This window comes from Geodermatophilus sp. SYSU D00766, assembly GCF_054049915.1.
In genome coordinates this window covers 1-13,371 of sequence record NZ_JBJGYI010000045.1, presented here as the reverse complement: position 1 = coordinate 13,371, position 13,371 = coordinate 1, and the positions used below count along the sequence as shown (strand labels likewise).

The 13,371-nt window shown below is 76.8% G+C and carries 16 protein-coding genes; 6 read left to right on the top strand and 10 right to left on the bottom strand.

Annotation, left to right across the window (positions count from 1 at the left end):
- Window positions 1-33: 33 nt before the first annotated feature.
- Window positions 34-1,464 carry a hypothetical protein gene (locus tag ACI8AD_RS22080; protein WP_456872677.1) on the top strand — a complete coding sequence of 477 codons (1,431 nt, stop codon included), beginning with the start codon at window positions 34-36 and terminating at the stop codon, window positions 1,462-1,464.
- On the opposite strand, the gene ACI8AD_RS22075 is transcribed toward ACI8AD_RS22080, so the two are convergent.
- The 6 genes from ACI8AD_RS22075 to ACI8AD_RS22050 form a co-directional block, all read right to left on the bottom strand.
- Window positions 1,379-2,131 (bottom strand): glycosyltransferase, encoded by a 753-nt coding sequence (locus ACI8AD_RS22075; protein ID WP_456872676.1) that lies wholly within the window; start codon window positions 2,129-2,131, stop codon window positions 1,379-1,381. The genes ACI8AD_RS22080 and ACI8AD_RS22075 overlap by 86 nt on opposite strands.
- Complete coding sequence (locus tag ACI8AD_RS22070; RefSeq protein WP_456872675.1) at window positions 2,128-2,982, bottom strand: NAD-dependent epimerase/dehydratase family protein; 855 nt, start codon at window positions 2,980-2,982, stop codon at window positions 2,128-2,130. The genes ACI8AD_RS22075 and ACI8AD_RS22070 overlap by 4 nt, the downstream gene beginning before the upstream one ends.
- Window positions 2,979-3,770, bottom strand: a complete 792-nt coding sequence (locus ACI8AD_RS22065) for an aldolase/citrate lyase family protein (RefSeq protein ID WP_456872674.1) — start codon at window positions 3,768-3,770, stop codon at window positions 2,979-2,981. The genes ACI8AD_RS22070 and ACI8AD_RS22065 overlap by 4 nt, the downstream gene beginning before the upstream one ends.
- A 44-nt stretch (window positions 3,771-3,814) precedes the next feature.
- Entirely contained in the window at window positions 3,815-4,882 is a 1,068-nt protein-coding gene (locus ACI8AD_RS22060; protein ID WP_456872673.1) for an ABC transporter ATP-binding protein, read from the bottom strand.
- A complete protein-coding gene (locus tag ACI8AD_RS22055; RefSeq protein ID WP_456872672.1) occupies window positions 4,879-6,381 on the bottom strand; it encodes an ABC transporter permease in 1,503 nt (500 codons plus the stop codon). Before ACI8AD_RS22055 ends, ACI8AD_RS22060 begins: the two co-directional genes overlap by 4 nt.
- Before the next feature lie 89 nt (window positions 6,382-6,470).
- Window positions 6,471-7,493 (bottom strand): iron ABC transporter substrate-binding protein, encoded by a 1,023-nt coding sequence (locus tag ACI8AD_RS22050; protein WP_456872671.1) that lies wholly within the window; start codon window positions 7,491-7,493, stop codon window positions 6,471-6,473.
- A 171-nt stretch (window positions 7,494-7,664) separates the two neighbouring features.
- Here ACI8AD_RS22050 and ACI8AD_RS22045 point away from each other — a divergent pair, with 171 nt between their 5' ends.
- From ACI8AD_RS22045 to ACI8AD_RS22035, 3 genes are read left to right on the top strand one after another with little or no spacing between them, the layout of a single operon-like run.
- Window positions 7,665-8,699: an ATP-binding cassette domain-containing protein gene (locus tag ACI8AD_RS22045; protein ID WP_456872670.1), complete on the top strand. Its 1,035-nt coding sequence runs from the start codon at window positions 7,665-7,667 to the stop codon at window positions 8,697-8,699.
- Window positions 8,696-9,544, top strand: coding sequence for an ABC transporter permease (locus ACI8AD_RS22040; RefSeq protein ID WP_456872669.1), 849 nt, complete (start codon window positions 8,696-8,698; stop codon window positions 9,542-9,544). The genes ACI8AD_RS22045 and ACI8AD_RS22040 overlap by 4 nt, the downstream gene beginning before the upstream one ends.
- A 31-nt stretch (window positions 9,545-9,575) precedes the next feature.
- Window positions 9,576-10,013, top strand: a complete 438-nt coding sequence (locus ACI8AD_RS22035) for a GNAT family N-acetyltransferase (protein WP_456872668.1) — start codon at window positions 9,576-9,578, stop codon at window positions 10,011-10,013.
- Between the two features lie 9 nt (window positions 10,014-10,022).
- Here the strand turns inward: ACI8AD_RS22035 and ACI8AD_RS22030 are convergent, their stop codons facing one another.
- On the bottom strand, window positions 10,023-10,559 hold the full coding sequence (locus ACI8AD_RS22030) for a DM13 domain-containing protein (RefSeq protein WP_456872702.1): 537 nt from the start codon (window positions 10,557-10,559) through the stop codon (window positions 10,023-10,025).
- A 100-nt stretch (window positions 10,560-10,659) separates the two neighbouring features.
- Between ACI8AD_RS22030 and ACI8AD_RS22025 the strand changes: the two genes are divergently transcribed.
- Window positions 10,660-11,043, top strand: coding sequence for a PaaI family thioesterase (locus ACI8AD_RS22025; RefSeq protein ID WP_456872667.1), 384 nt, complete (start codon window positions 10,660-10,662; stop codon window positions 11,041-11,043).
- An 18-nt stretch (window positions 11,044-11,061) separates the two neighbouring features.
- On the opposite strand, the gene ACI8AD_RS22020 is transcribed toward ACI8AD_RS22025, so the two are convergent.
- Complete coding sequence (locus ACI8AD_RS22020) at window positions 11,062-11,292, bottom strand: hypothetical protein (RefSeq protein WP_456872666.1); 231 nt, start codon at window positions 11,290-11,292, stop codon at window positions 11,062-11,064.
- 156 nt (window positions 11,293-11,448) lie between these two features.
- Between ACI8AD_RS22020 and ACI8AD_RS22015 the strand changes: the two genes are divergently transcribed.
- On the top strand, window positions 11,449-11,730 hold the full coding sequence (locus tag ACI8AD_RS22015; RefSeq protein ID WP_456872665.1) for a DUF427 domain-containing protein: 282 nt from the start codon (window positions 11,449-11,451) through the stop codon (window positions 11,728-11,730).
- Here the strand turns inward: ACI8AD_RS22015 and ACI8AD_RS22010 are convergent.
- Both ACI8AD_RS22010 and ACI8AD_RS22005 read right to left on the bottom strand, forming a co-directional pair.
- On the bottom strand, window positions 11,727-12,149 hold the full coding sequence (locus tag ACI8AD_RS22010) for a hypothetical protein (protein WP_456872664.1): 423 nt from the start codon (window positions 12,147-12,149) through the stop codon (window positions 11,727-11,729). The genes ACI8AD_RS22015 and ACI8AD_RS22010 overlap by 4 nt on opposite strands.
- A gap of 116 nt (window positions 12,150-12,265) precedes the next feature.
- A complete protein-coding gene (locus tag ACI8AD_RS22005) occupies window positions 12,266-13,237 on the bottom strand; it encodes a ferritin-like domain-containing protein (protein ID WP_456872663.1) in 972 nt (323 codons plus the stop codon).
- Window positions 13,238-13,371: the final 134 nt, after the last annotated feature.

Below are 13,371 nucleotides of genomic sequence, written 5' to 3'. Positions count from 1 at the left end.
CCGGCAGGTGAGGTTCGCCTACCCTTCCTCCCCGTGACCGCGACGGCCGACCGGACGCTCGACGCCCCGTCAGCGACCGCACCGCCGCGCTGGTCGCCCGTCGAGCTGCTGCCCCCCGCGGTGCTGGGGCTGCTGTGCGCCGTCCTGCTCGCCCCCGGCCACGGGTTGTGGTTCGACGAGGCGTTCACCTCCGAGGTGGCCCGCCGCCCGCTCGGCGACATCCTGCGCGCGATCGTCACCGGCGAGGGCGTCACCAGCTACCTCGCCGACGTCCCGCCGTCCTACAACGCCCCGTACTACCTCGTCGTGCACGCCTGGGTGTCGCTGCCGGGGCTGGGCGGCGACACGTCGCTGCGGGTGCTGTCGGTGCTGGCCACCGCCGGCGGCCTGGCGCTCGTCACGCGGGCGGTCACCCGGCTGGCCGGGCGCCCCACGGGCGTGCTCACCGGGCTGGTGCCCGCCTGCGCCCCGCTGCTGCTCGAGCAGGCCGTGGAGGCCCGCAGCTACGGGCTCGCGGTGCTGGCCACCGGCGGTGCGGTCCTGGGCCTGACCCGCTGGCTGCAGGAGCGCCGCGGCCTGCTGCTGTTCGGTCTGGCCGGCGCCGGGATGGGCCTGGCGCACTGGTACGCGGTCACGGTCCTCGCCGCGTTCGTCGTCGCGGCGCTGCTGCTGCGCGGCCGGGCCGCCACCAGGGTCGCCGTCGTCGGCACGCTGGCCGCCCTGCCGGCCGTCGGCCTGGTCGGGGTCAACCTGCTCAACGGCACCGGCGCCCGCAACGCCGAGCACCTGCGCGACACCGGCGGCACCCTCGCCGACCTCGCCGTCGCGGCCTGGTCCGGCGGCCGCACCCCGCTGCTCTACCTCACCGTCGGGCTGGCCGTGGTCGGCGCGCTGCGCGGCGCCGGGGTCCGCGTCGTCGGCGCCTGCTGGCTGCTGGTGCCGCTGCTGCTCCTGCTGGCCGCCGAGACCGTCCGGCCGGTGTACCTGCCCCGCTACCTGCTGGCCGGGCTGATCGGCCTGGGTGTGCTGGCCGCGGCCGGGGTGACCGCGCTGCCCCGGGGCGCCCGCACGCCGGTGGCCGCGGCCCTGCTCGGCCTGTCGCTGGTGGCCTCCGCGCCACTGGCCGTCCGCGAGCCGCGGGAACGCTCCGACGACGTCGTCGCCCTGCTGCTGCGCGAGCAGCGTCCCGGCGAGCCGGTGGTGGCCGCCGACCAGCGGGCCGCGATGGGGCTCGACCACTTCGTCCGCACGGAGGGCCCGCGGCTGCGCCCCGACGTCGTCCTCCCGCCCGACGACGCCCCCGCCGACGCCGACCGCGTCTGGCTGGTCCGGCGGCTGGTCGACGGCGAGCCGGTGCCCACCGACGACGACGCGATCCTCAGCGACGCCGGGCTGTCGCTGACCCGGACCTGGGACCTGCCGGCCGTGAAGACCGACCTGGTCGTGCAGCTCTGGACCCGCTGACCGCCCACGCCAGCGACCGCAGCGACTGCCGCAGTCGCGCGCGGGCGGTCCACGCCGACTCCCCCACCGGCCGCCGGTCGCGCGCGACGGGCACGCTGGTCAGCGGCGTGCCGGCCAGGCCCGCGGCGAGGACGACGCTGGGCGCGTCGCCGCCGAGCACCGCGCCGACGACGGCGTCGCGCACCGTCGGCCCGAGGGCGAGGAACGCGCCGGCGTCGGGCGGCAGGCCGGTGAGCGCGGCGGCGACCCGCCGGTGCAGCCCCCCGGTCAGCCGCCGCGCCGGCGACTCGTAGCGGCCGCGGCGGCCGGCGAACACCGCACCGACGTCGCCGCGGGCCAGCCGGTCGAGCAGCGCCGGCACCGCCTCGGGCGGGTCCTGCAGGTCGGCGTCGAGGCAGACCCACGCGTCGGCGTCCTCGGCGGCCAGCCCGGTGGCCAGCGCCCGGTGCTGGCCGACGTTGACCGCCAGCGCGGTCACGGCCACCCGCGGGTCCCCGGCGGCGAGCGAGCGCGCGACCGCCAGGCTGCCGTCGGGCGAGGCGTCGACCACCAGCCGCAGCCGCCAGTCCCGGCCCGCGAGCGCCGCGGCCAGCCGGGAGTGCAGGGGCCGCAGCGTCGCCTCGTTGCCGTGCACGGGGACGACGACGGCGACGCGGAGCGGGGTCACGCCGCCCACGTGCGGGCCAGCCCCTCGGCCAGGTCGACCGACGGCGTCCAGCCCAGCAGCGCGCGGGCCGCCCGCGGGTCGCACACCCAGTCGGCGGTGTCCCAGTGCCGGCCCGGGTGGGCGCCCCGCACGGTGGCGATCGGGCGGCCGGTGACCCGCTCCGCGGTGGCGACGAGCTCCGCGACGTCGGTCTGCACGCCGGTGCCGACGTTGACCACCGCGCCGGGCGGGAGGTCGTCGGCCAGCGCGGCCCGCACGCACGCGTCGACGACGTCGCCCACCCACACCCAGTCCCGTCGGCTGACCGCGGCCGGCAGCGGCACCGCCGCGCCGGTGCGGGCGGCGGCGAGCACCACCGGCACCAGCCGTGTCGGGTGGTCGCCGGGGCCGTAGACCTGGAAGGCGCGCACCACTGCGGCGCGCACCCCCCGCTCGGCCGCGGCGGCCTGCAGCAGCAGCGAGCCGGCCGCCTTGGTGGCGCCGAAGAAGCCGCGCGGGCGCAGCGGCGCGTCCTCGTCCAGCGGCGCCGGACCGGCGGCGTACTCGGTCGACGAGCCCAGCCGCACCACCGCGCGGCACCGGTCGGGCAGGGCGTCGACCAGCCAGGGACTGGTGTTGACGGCCACCGTCGCCGCCCGTTCGGCAGGGGTCGCCTTCGCCCGCCCCGCAGCGAGGGAGAAGACGACGTCGGGGTCGGCGGCCCGCACCGCCGCCGCGGCGGCGAGCGGGTCGGCGAGGTCGACGTCGGCCCGGGTCAGCCCGGTGACCGCCCAGCCGTCGGCCTCCAGCCGCGCCACCAGGTGCCGGCCGACGAAGCCGCCGGCGCCGGTGACCAGCGCCCGGCCGCTCACGCGGGGACGGGCACGGGGGCGGCGGCCTCCTCGACCGCGGCCACGAACGCCTCCCGCCGGCCGGCCGCGGTCAGCGGGTCGGCGTCGGCGAGGTCGGCCAGCGAGGCGAGCAGCCGGGGCACCTCGGTGAACGGGTCGCGGCCGGCCATGTCGGCGGTGAACGAGCGGCGCAGGAAGGTGAAGTCGGTGCCCAGCCGGACCAGCTCGGCGGCCAGCAGCTCCCCCGGCACGGGGAACCCGCCGCCGGGCAGGGTCAGCCCGCCGACGCCGAAGGGCACCGGGACGGCGGCGCGGACGGCGTCGATCGTGCCGTCGACCAGCGGGCGGAACAGCTCGGTCGACCGCCGGTCGATACGCAGGTCGTTGAGCCCGACGTACACCCGCGACAGCGGCCGCGCGGCCAGCTCGGCGACCCGGTCGACGGCGTCCTGGGTCTCGACCAGGATCCCCAGCCCGCAGCGGCCGGCGACCAGCTCGAGGGTGCGGTCGACCTCCTCGGGCGTGCGCACCATCGGCAGCAGGATCTCGTCGGCGCCGGCCGCGACGGCGTCGGCGACCTCGCGCGGCGTCCACGGGCCGGCGGCGTTGACACGGCACAGCAGCCGGCCGTCGGTGGCCGCGCGCACGCGGACGAGATCGGCGAGGGTGTCGCCGTTGATCTGGGTGCCCTCGCCGGCCTGCCGCCGGTGCTTCCCGCGGCGCTCCCAGTCGACGACGATCCCGCTCGCGCCGGCGGCGACGACGTCCCGCCCCCAGGCGGCGTCCACGGTGAAGAGGAACAGGTCCACGGCGGTGAGCTTAGGCACACCTAACTCGGACCCGGCGCCCAGGGTCAGGCCGGCGTCGGCTCCGAGGTCCGCGGCACGCCCGGGGCCGCCGCCGGGAAGGGCACCGCGGGGCCGGCGACGACCACGCCGACCTGCGTCCCCTCGGCCGGCAGGTCGCCGCCCTCGGTGCGCGCGCTCACCCGCAGACCCGAGGGCAGCTCCAGCTCGATGCGCGCGTCGTGGCCGTAGAAGTCGACGCCGCGGACCCGCGCGGGCACCCCCGCCCCGGGCGAGAGCCGCAGCTGCTCGGGCCGCAGCATCACCCGGACCGGCCCGTCGGGGCAGGGCCGCCCGAGCGCCAGCTCCCCGAGCTCGGAGGCGACCCGCCCGCCGGTCGCAGCGCCGTCGAGGACCACCGCCTCCCCGACGAACGCGGCGACGTCGAGGTCGCGGGGCTCGCGGTAGAGCGTGCGCGGGTCGGCCAGCTGCGCCAGCGTGCCGCCGCGCACCACCGCCACCTGGTCGGCGGTCGACAGCGCCTCGGCCTGGTCGTGGGTGACCAGCACGGCCGTGGCGCCGGTGGCCCGCAGCGCCTCGGCGACCGCGCGGCGGGTGTCCTCGCGCAGCGCGGCGTCGAGGGAGGAGAACGGCTCGTCGAGCAGCACCAGCGAGGGCTCGGGCGCCAGCGCGCGGGCCAGCGCCACCCGCTGCTGCTGGCCGCCGGAGAGCTGGTGCGGCGCGCGGTCGGCGAGGGCGGCGTCGAGGCCGACGAGGGCCAGCAGCCCGGCGATCCGCGTGCGGTCGCGGCGCAGCCGGCGGGGCAGCCCGAAGGCCACGTTGCCCGCCACGCTCAGGTGCGGGAACAGCCCGCCCTCCTGCGGGACGAAGCCGATGCCGCGCGACCGGGCGGGGACGCCGCGGCCGGCGCCGGCCACCACCCGCCCGCCGAGCTCGACGGTGCCGGCGTCGGGGTCGTCGAAGCCCGCGACGATCCGCAGCAGCGTCGTCTTGCCGCAGCCGGAGGGGCCCAGCAGCGCGGTGGTCGTCCCGCCCGGGACGTGCAGGTCCACCCCGGTGAGCACCGGGGTGCGGCCGTAGGACTTCGCCAGGCCGGAGACGGTCAGCGCGCTCATGGGGTCGGACCTCGTCGGGGGAGGGCGTCTCGGGACAGCAGCACCGTGGCCGGTGCCGAGAGCAGCACCATGACGACGGCGTAGGGGGCGGCGGCGCCGAACTCGAGGGCACTGCTCGCCGACCAGAACGCCGTGGCGAGCGTCTCGGTGCCCGTGGGGGCCAGCAGCAGCGTGGCGGTGAGCTCGGTGACCACCGCGAGGAACACCAGCGCCGCGCCGGCGCCGATGCCGGGGGCCAGCAGCGGGAGGGTCACCCGCCACAGCCGGGCCGGCGCGGAGACGCCCAGGGAGGCGGCGACGTCGTCGTGCACCGGCGGGGACTGCTCGACCGCGGCGCGCACCGTGACGATCGCCCGGGGCAGGAAGAGGATCGCGTAGGCCGCCAGCAGCACCGGCACCGTCTGGTACAGCGCCGGCAGCACCCGGATGCTCACCGCCACCAGCGCCAGCGCGACGACGATCGCCGGCACCGCGCTGCCGAGGTAGGTGGTGCGCTCGAGCAGGGTCGCCACCGGCCCGCGGCGGCGCACGGCCAGCCACCCGGTGGGCAGGGCGAGCACGGTGGTGACGGCGGCGGCCGCGGCGGCCAGCGCCAGCGTCGTCCCGGTCGTGGTGGCCAGCGCCGCCCAGTCGACCCGCGCGGAGGTGCCGGTGCGGAACCACGACACCAGCGCGGCGAGCGGCACGAGCAGCGACAGCGCCACCACCGTGGTGAGGGCCAGCAGTGCGGGGCCGGTGAGCGCGCCGAGCCGGACCGGGCGCACCCGGCGGGCGGCGCCGGCCCCGGTGCGGGCGTAGCCGCGGGTGCCGCGCAGCCGGATCTCGGCCAGCAGCAGCACCAGGCACAGCAGCACGAGCACGCCGGCGAGCATGGTGGCGGCGGGTCCGTTGAAGGTGGCGCGGTACTGGTCGTAGACGGCGGTGGTGAAGGTCGGGTAGCGCAGCATGGCCAGCGCGCCGAACTCGGCGAGCACGTGCAGGGCGACCAGCAGCGTCCCGCCGAGCACGGCCACCCGCAGCTGCGGCAGCTGCACCCGCCGGAACACCCCCCACGTCGACAGGCCCAGCCCCCGGGCGGTCTCCTCCAGCGCGGGGTCGAGCCCGCGCAACGCCGCGACGGCGGGCAGGTAGACGAACGGCGCGTAGGCCAGCGACACGACCAGCAGGGCACCGCCGTAGGTGTCCAGGCCGGGCAGCAGCGAGATCCACGCCGAGCTGCTCACGAACGCCGGCAGGGCCAGCGGCGCGACCAGCAGCACGTGCCAGACGCGGCGGCCGGGCAGCGCGGTGCGCTCGACCAGCCAGGCGGCGCCGACGCCGAGCACCGCGGTGACGGCGACGGTGCCCGCGACCAGCCGGACGGTGTTGCCCAGCAGCTCGGCGACCCGCGGCCGGAACACCAGCTCCGCCACGCCGCTCCAGCCGACCTCGGCGACGGCCACCGCGATGTGCACCAGCGGCAGCAGCGCCAGCGCGGCGACGGCCGCCGCCAGCGCCACCGTGACCGGGGCGCGGCGGGCCCGGGACGCGCGACGGCCCCGCGACGCCCGTGCGGTCGGCGTCGCGGCGGCCGGTCCGGCGGCGAGGCTCAGAGCAGCCCCACCTCCTGCATGAGCTCGGTGACCCGCTCCTGGTCGAGGGAGGCGGGGTCGACCGCGGGGGCGCCGAGGGTGTCCAGCGGCGGCAGCGCCTCGGCCGACGGCACCCCGACACCGACGGCGTACTCGAGGGCGGTGCTCTCGGCCAGCCGGGCCTGCGCCTCGGGCGCGGTCAGGTAGTCGACCAGCCGCTGGGCGTCGTCCTGCTGGTCGGAGGAGGCGAGGACGCCGGCGCCGGAGGTGCTCAGGAAGGCGCCGGGGTCGCCGTTGCCGAAGAGGTGCAGCCGGGCGTCGTCGCCCTTGAGGCCGCCCTCGGCCTGGTCGCGGTACCAGTAGTAGTGGTACATGACGCCGGCGTCGATCTCGCCCTCGTCGGCGGCGACCATCACGGCGGTGTTGCTCTGGTAGACGGCGGCGTTGCGCTCGAGACCCTCGAGCCAGGCGCGGGTGGCCTCCTCGCCGCGCAGCGCCAGGACGGCGGCGACGATCGCCTGGAAGTCCGCGCCGCCGGCGGCGATGCCGATGCGGCCCTCCCAGGCCGGGTCGGCCAGGTCGAGGATCGACGCCGGCAGCTGGTCCTCCGGCAGGGCCGTGGGGTCGTACACGAGCACGGTGGAGCGGGCGGCGAAGCCGGTCCAGGTGCCCGAGGAGGGCCGGAACTGCTCGCCCACCTGGTCGAGCGTCTCCTGCTCCAGCGGCGCGAGCAGCCCCTCGCGGTCGAGCACGGCGATCGACGGGCTGTTCTCGGTGAGGAAGACGTCGGCCGGGGAGGCCTCGCCCTCCTGCACGATCTGGTTGGCCAGCTCCGCGTCGTTGCCGTCGCGGAACTCCACCTCGATGCCGGTCTCCTCGGTGAAGCCCTCGAGCATGGTGCGCACCAGGCTCTCGTGCTGGGCGCTGTACACGGTGAGCGTGTCGGCGTCGGCGGCCCCCGCGCTGCCGCAGGCGGCCAGCGCCCCGGAGAGGCAGACGGCGGTCAGCGCAGCAGCGGTCGCCCGGCCGGGCCTGGTCACGGGTCCTCCAAGAGACGTGGGACGGCGGTGTCGTCAGCCGCCCAGGGTAGGCACACCTAAGCAGACGTGCCGAGGGTGCGGGACCGATGAGTCACCGGTGCCGCCCCGGTCCTCCTGTCAGACCCGTGCGGGACCGTGCGGGCACCGACACGGGAGCGGGAGGTGGGGCACGTGACGGCGTACGTCGGCGACACGGTGCCGGCCGGGGACCAGGCGGCGGGCGGCGGGGACGTCCCGGCCATCGAGGCCACGGGACTGGTCAAGCGGTTCGGCGCGACGACGGCGGTGGCCGGTGTCGACCTGTGCATCCCGCAGGGCGGCGTCCACGGCTTCCTCGGGCCCAACGGCGCGGGCAAGACCACCACCATCCGGATGCTGGCCACCCTCATCCCGCCCGACGGCGGGCGGGCGCGGGTCTTCGGCCACGACGTCGTCACCGACGCCGACGCCGTCCGCGCGCGGGTGAGCCTCACCGGCCAGTTCGCCTCGCTCGACGAGGACCTCACCGGCGCGGAGAACCTGCTCCTGCTGGCCCGGCTGCTCGGCTACTCCCGGGCCGCGGCGCGCCAGCGCACCGACCAGCTGCTGAGCGCCTTCGGCCTCACCGAGGCGGCCGGCAGGCAGGTCAAGCACTACTCCGGCGGCATGCGGCGGCGGGTCGACATCGCCGCGAGCATCGTCGTCCGGCCCGACCTGGTCTTCCTCGACGAGCCGACCACCGGCCTCGACCCGCGCAGCCGCAACCAGGTCTGGGACGTCGTCCGCGCGCTGGTCCGCGGCGGGACGACGGTGCTGCTCACCACCCAGTACCTCGACGAGGCCGACCAGCTCGCCGACCGCATCTCGGTCATCGACGCCGGCCGGGTCATCGCCGAGGGCACGCCGGGGGCGCTGAAGGCGTCGGTGGGCTCGGGCACGCTGCACGTGCGGGTGCTCGACCCGGCCCGCCGCGGCACCGCGCGCGAGCTGCTCGAGCGGGTGCTGGGCGTGCCGGTGGCCGAGGACGGCGACCCGGCGGCGCTCACCGCCCGCGTGCCCGAGGCCGGACCGGCGGCCCGGGCGCTCACCGCACTCGAGGGCGCCGGCATCGAGCTGGCCCAGTTCGCGCTCGGCCAGCCGAGCCTCGACGAGGTGTTCCTCGCCCTGACCGGCCGGCCCGCCGAGGACGCCGGCACCCCCGCTCCCGACCCGGAGGACCGACGATGACCGCTCTCGACAGCGCCCCTCCCCCGCTCGCCGCACCCGACACCGCCGCGGTGCTGGCCGCGCTCGGCTCCGGGGAGCGCCCGCGGCCGCAGGGCCCGCTGGCGGCCTCGGCCACCTTCGGGTGGCGCACGCTGCTGCGGATCAAGCACGTGCCCGAGCAGCTGTTCGACGTCACGGTCTTCCCGGTGATGCTGACGCTGATCTTCACGTACCTCTTCGGCGGCGCCCTGGCCGGCTCGGTCGAGGCCTACGTGCAGTTCTTCCTGCCCGGGATCCTCGTGCAGAGCATCCTCATGATCACGATGTACACCGGCGTCGCCCTCAACACCGACATCGAGAAGGGCGTCTTCGACCGCATCCGCTCGCTGCCGGTGTGGCGGCCCTCGGCGCTGGTCGGCGCGCTGCTGGGCGACGTCGTGCGGTTCACCCTCGCCTCGGTCGTCGTCCTCGGCCTGGGCATGGTGCTGGGGCTGCGTCCCGGTGGCGGGGTCGTCGGCCTGCTGGCCGCGGTCGGGCTGCTGCTGGTCTTCGCCTTCGCCCTCGGCTGGGTCTGGACGTACCTGGCGCTGCGGCTGCGCACCCCGCAGGCGGTCATGGGCTGGTCGATGATGGTGCTGATGCCGCTGACGTTCGGCAGCAACATCTTCGTCGACCCCGCGACGATGCCGGGCTGGCTGCGGTCCGTCGTCGAGGTCAACCCGGTCAGCCACCTGGTCAGCGCGGTGCGCGGCCTGGTGCACGGCGGGGTCGACGTGGCCGACGTCGGGTGGGTGCTGGTCTGGGCCGTGGCGCTGGTCGCCGTCCTCGGGCCGCTGACGATGCGGCGCTACCGCGCCCGCGCCTGAGCCCGCCGCGGCGGTGCGCTACAACGGGCGGGTGGCCCCGCTCCTGCACACCGCCGGCTTCGCCGAGCTCACCCCGTTCGAGGTCTACGAGCTGTGCCGGCTGCGGGTCGACGTGTTCGTCGTCGAGCAGCAGTGCCCCTACCCCGAGCTCGACGGACGCGACGTCGAGCCGGGCACCCGGCACCTGTGGTTCGAGCAGGACGGCGAGGTGCTGGCCACCATCCGGGTGCTCGACGACGGCGCCACCCGCGCGATCGGCCGGGTCGCCACCGCCGCCGGTGCCCGCGGGCGCGGGCTGGCCGCGCGGCTGGTCGAGGCGGGCATCGAGCTCTGCGCGGGGTTCCCGGTCACGCTCGGCGCCCAGGCGCACCTGCAGGGCTGGTACGAGCGGCTCGGCTTCCGGGTCAGCGGCCCGGGCTACGTCGAGGACGGCATCCCGCACGTGCCGATGCGCCGCGAGCCGGCCTGAGGGCGGCGCTCAGGTGGCTGCCACCGGGGCGAGGTCGGCGGCGCCGAAGGCGGCGTCGAAGCGCTCGCACCAGATGACGACGCTGACGTAGCCGGTCGCGTCGAAGCCCTCCGGGACGACGTAGTTCTGGTCGCCGACGTTGCCCTTGAGCGGCCCGAGGTCGACGAAGTCGTCGTCGAAGGCGGCCTCCTCGCCCGTGGCGGCGTTCTGCGAGAGGTAGACGAACAGCGCCGGACCGTTGGTGGTCTCGAAGCCCTCCAGCCGGACGACGGTCGACCCGTCGGGCAGCCGGACCACCCGCGCGGTGCCGACCGTCTCGTGCTCGAGCGAGACGAACGTGCCGGTGGCCAGGTCGACCGGGTCGGCCGGCAGCGCGCTGCCGATCCTGCCGGTCGTGTCCGCCGCCCCGGCCGCCGCCGAGGGCAGGGCCTCGTCGACCCGGCTGTCGTAGAACAGCCGCTGCGGCTGGAACCACGCCAGGGTGACCACCCCGAGCACCACCGCGACGACCGCCGCTCCCAGCCAGACCCACGTCCTCCGCCGCATCGACACGGCGGCGGACCCTAGCCGCGCGGCCGCGATCCGTGGGGCGTCCGGCACGCGGCGGCCGGGCGTGACCGGCGGGCGGGCGGGTACGGGCCCGGGCATGGCGGACGACGGCGACGTGGGCGGCTTCGCCGGAGGGCTCGGCGCCCGGCTGGCCGAGAGCGACGATGGCGCGGCCACGCTCGCGTTCGAGGTGCGCGAGGAGCACCTCAACCCGGCGGGCACGCTGCACGGCGGCGTCGTCGCGACGCTGGTCGACACGGCCATGGGTCAGGCGGTGCGCACCACCACCACCGACGGCCAGGTGCCCGCGACCAGCCAGCTGACGGTGACCTACCTGCGGCCCGGGAAGCCCGGCCGGCTCGAGGTGCGCGGCCGGGTGCGCACCCGCGGGGAGCACCTGACCGTCTGCGAGGCCGACGTCGAGCAGGACGGGGAGGCCCTGGCGCACGCCGTGGCGACCTTCGCCCTCCTCGAGCGCTGACCCAGGACCGCCGGCGGGTCAGACCCTCGCCGGCGCCGCGCCCTGCTCGACGACGACGGTGGGAGTGGGGCCGAGCGCGCCGTCGTCGTCCTCGTCCGCGCTGCACTGGCTGACCAGCAGGATGAAGCCGAAGACGAGCACGATCAGGCCGAGGAAGGTGCCCAGCAGCACCGCGCGCCCGCGCTTGGGACGCGGCTGCATCCCCCGGCGCGGGTCCTGGGGGTCGGGCGGTCGGGCGGCCTGGGACATCGGTCGCGCTCCTCGTCGTCGGGGACGGGCCGGACCGGCGGCGGGGCCACCGGGGGCGACGCGGTCGGCGCGCCTCCCGGTCACATGCCCAGCCCACCGGCTCGTACGCGTGGTGCACGCCACCCGCACCGGTGTCCGGTGGGGGACGATCGCGGCATGACCACAGCGACCTGGAACGGGACCGTCATCGCCGAGTCCGACGACATCGTCACCGTGGAGGGCAACGCGTACTTCCCGCGAGAGTCCGTGCGGAGCGACGTGCTGCGCCCCTCCTCCACGCACACGACCTGCCCCTGGAAGGGCCAGGCGTCGTACTACACGCTGGAGGTCGAGGGCCGGGTCAACCCCGACGCCGCGTGGTTCTACCCCGAGCCGAAGGACGCCGCGAAGGAGATCACCGGCCGGGTGGCCTTCTGGCGCGGCGTCGAGGTGAGCTAAGCGGGACGGTCCCCGGCCTGGGCGCGGGCGTCCGCGGCGTCCTGCGCGTCCAGGACGCCCGCGCGCTCCTGGCTGTCGATGACGCGGTGGTAGGCCGCCCACGCCTCGGCCGGGGCGAGGTCGAGCGCGGCGGCGATCGCCTCCCAGCCGGCCCCGCCCCGCAGCGCGGCGCGGAAGCCGACGAGCTGGCTGTCGTGGGCCTTGCGGGCGACGACCTCGCCGAGGGCGAGCAGCTCCAGGGACTCGGCGACGTCGAGGGAGGTGGAGTCGTCGAGCAGCGAGCTCCAGGAGTCCTCGTCGCTCCCGGTCGCCCGGGCGCGGGGGGTGGCCCCGGAGTCCCGCCGGCTCAGGAAGTCCAGGCGGGTGACGGCGGTCTGGAGCGAGAACTCCTGCTCCAGGGCCTCGGGTGTGATCTGCATGCCGTCACGATCCCCGACCGCCACGGCGGGTCAAACCCGCTGCGACCGGGATCTCCCCGAACGCCGGACGGCCCGCACCCGGGGTGGGGTGCGGGCCGTCCGGCGAGCGGCGGGTGTCAGTTGTCGACGCCCACGGCCTCCTTGGCGACCGCGGCGAGGGCGACCTGGGCGGCGCTGATGACGCTCGACCGGTTCTTGTGGGTCTCCTCGTAGCGGATGAGCACGCGGATGTCGTGCGGCTCGCGCAGGGCCTTGGCGGCCTTGGCGGCGTCGGAGGTCGACAGCGAGTCGTAGCCCTTCACGGGCAGCTCGTCGGCGGAGACGTCACCGAGCTCCTCGCGGGCGGCCTTGGCGGCGTCGGCGGCGGTGCGGTTGCCCTCGCGACGGGCGATCCGCTCGGCCCGGCGCAGCGTGGCGGCGCGGCCGACGGTCAGCGTCTCGCGGACGGCGTCGGTGAGGGTGGAGGCGCGGCCGGCCACCTGACCGAGCTTGTCACCGGCGGCCTCACGGCGCTGCTGCGCGGTGTCGAGGGCCTCGTTCACCCGGTTGGCGACGAAGCGGTACGGGGCGTTGGCGGCCCGCGCGGCGACGCCGGCGACCTGCTGGAACGGGGTGGCCTGCAGCGCGGCGGGGCCGCCCAGTGCCTCCTCGGCCAGCACGACGGTCAGCCACTCGATGGTGGCCTCGTGGGCGCGGATCAGGCCCTCGGCCAGGCGCTCGACCTTGGCCAGCCCGGCCGCCTGGCCGAGCACCTTGAGGTAGGTGGCGCGGTCGTGCAGCTGGTGCTCGAGGGAGAGGTCCTGCAGCAGGGCCTCCTCGATCGGCTCGGCCTGCTCGACGGCGGCCTTGACGACGGCCGACAGCCGGCCCACGACCGGGGTGACGACGTCGGGCACGCCGCCCAGCTCGCGCAGCTCGGCGGTGATCAGCCGGGTGCGCTCGGCAGCGTTGTCGGCGTTCTGGGTGAGCTCGCGGCGCACGGCGTCGGTGCGGGCCTGGGTCACCCGGGTGCGGGCGACCTGCTCCTCGGTCTGGGAGAGCAGGACCAGCGCGCGGAGCTGGTTGACGATCTTGGCGTGGTCGGTCACGACGGGGGAACTCCAGACATCGGGGATGACCTGACGTCTCGGTCATGCCCCGCACCCCGCGCCTGCTAACTCCTGCAAGCGGATTGCTAGCGGTGAGGTGCGTCACGCCGTGCCGGCCCGGCCGGGGCCGGCAC

Excerpts from the sequence above, each read along its gene's own strand:
- ACI8AD_RS22015 (WP_456872665.1), top strand. The coding sequence starts at position 11,449 with ATGACCACAGCGACCTGGAACGGGACCGTCATCGCCGAGTCCGACGAC.
- ACI8AD_RS22060 (WP_456872673.1), bottom strand. The coding sequence starts at position 4,882 with ATGAGCGCGCTGACCGTCTCCGGCCTGGCGAAGTCCTACGGCCGCACC.
- ACI8AD_RS22025 (WP_456872667.1), top strand. The coding sequence starts at position 10,660 with ATGGCGGACGACGGCGACGTGGGCGGCTTCGCCGGAGGGCTCGGCGCC.
- ACI8AD_RS22030 (WP_456872702.1), bottom strand. The coding sequence starts at position 10,559 with ATGCGGCGGAGGACGTGGGTCTGGCTGGGAGCGGCGGTCGTCGCGGTG.
- ACI8AD_RS22040 (WP_456872669.1), top strand. The coding sequence starts at position 8,696 with ATGACCGCTCTCGACAGCGCCCCTCCCCCGCTCGCCGCACCCGACACC.
- ACI8AD_RS22010 (WP_456872664.1), bottom strand. The coding sequence starts at position 12,149 with ATGCAGATCACACCCGAGGCCCTGGAGCAGGAGTTCTCGCTCCAGACC.
- ACI8AD_RS22020 (WP_456872666.1), bottom strand. The coding sequence starts at position 11,292 with ATGTCCCAGGCCGCCCGACCGCCCGACCCCCAGGACCCGCGCCGGGGG.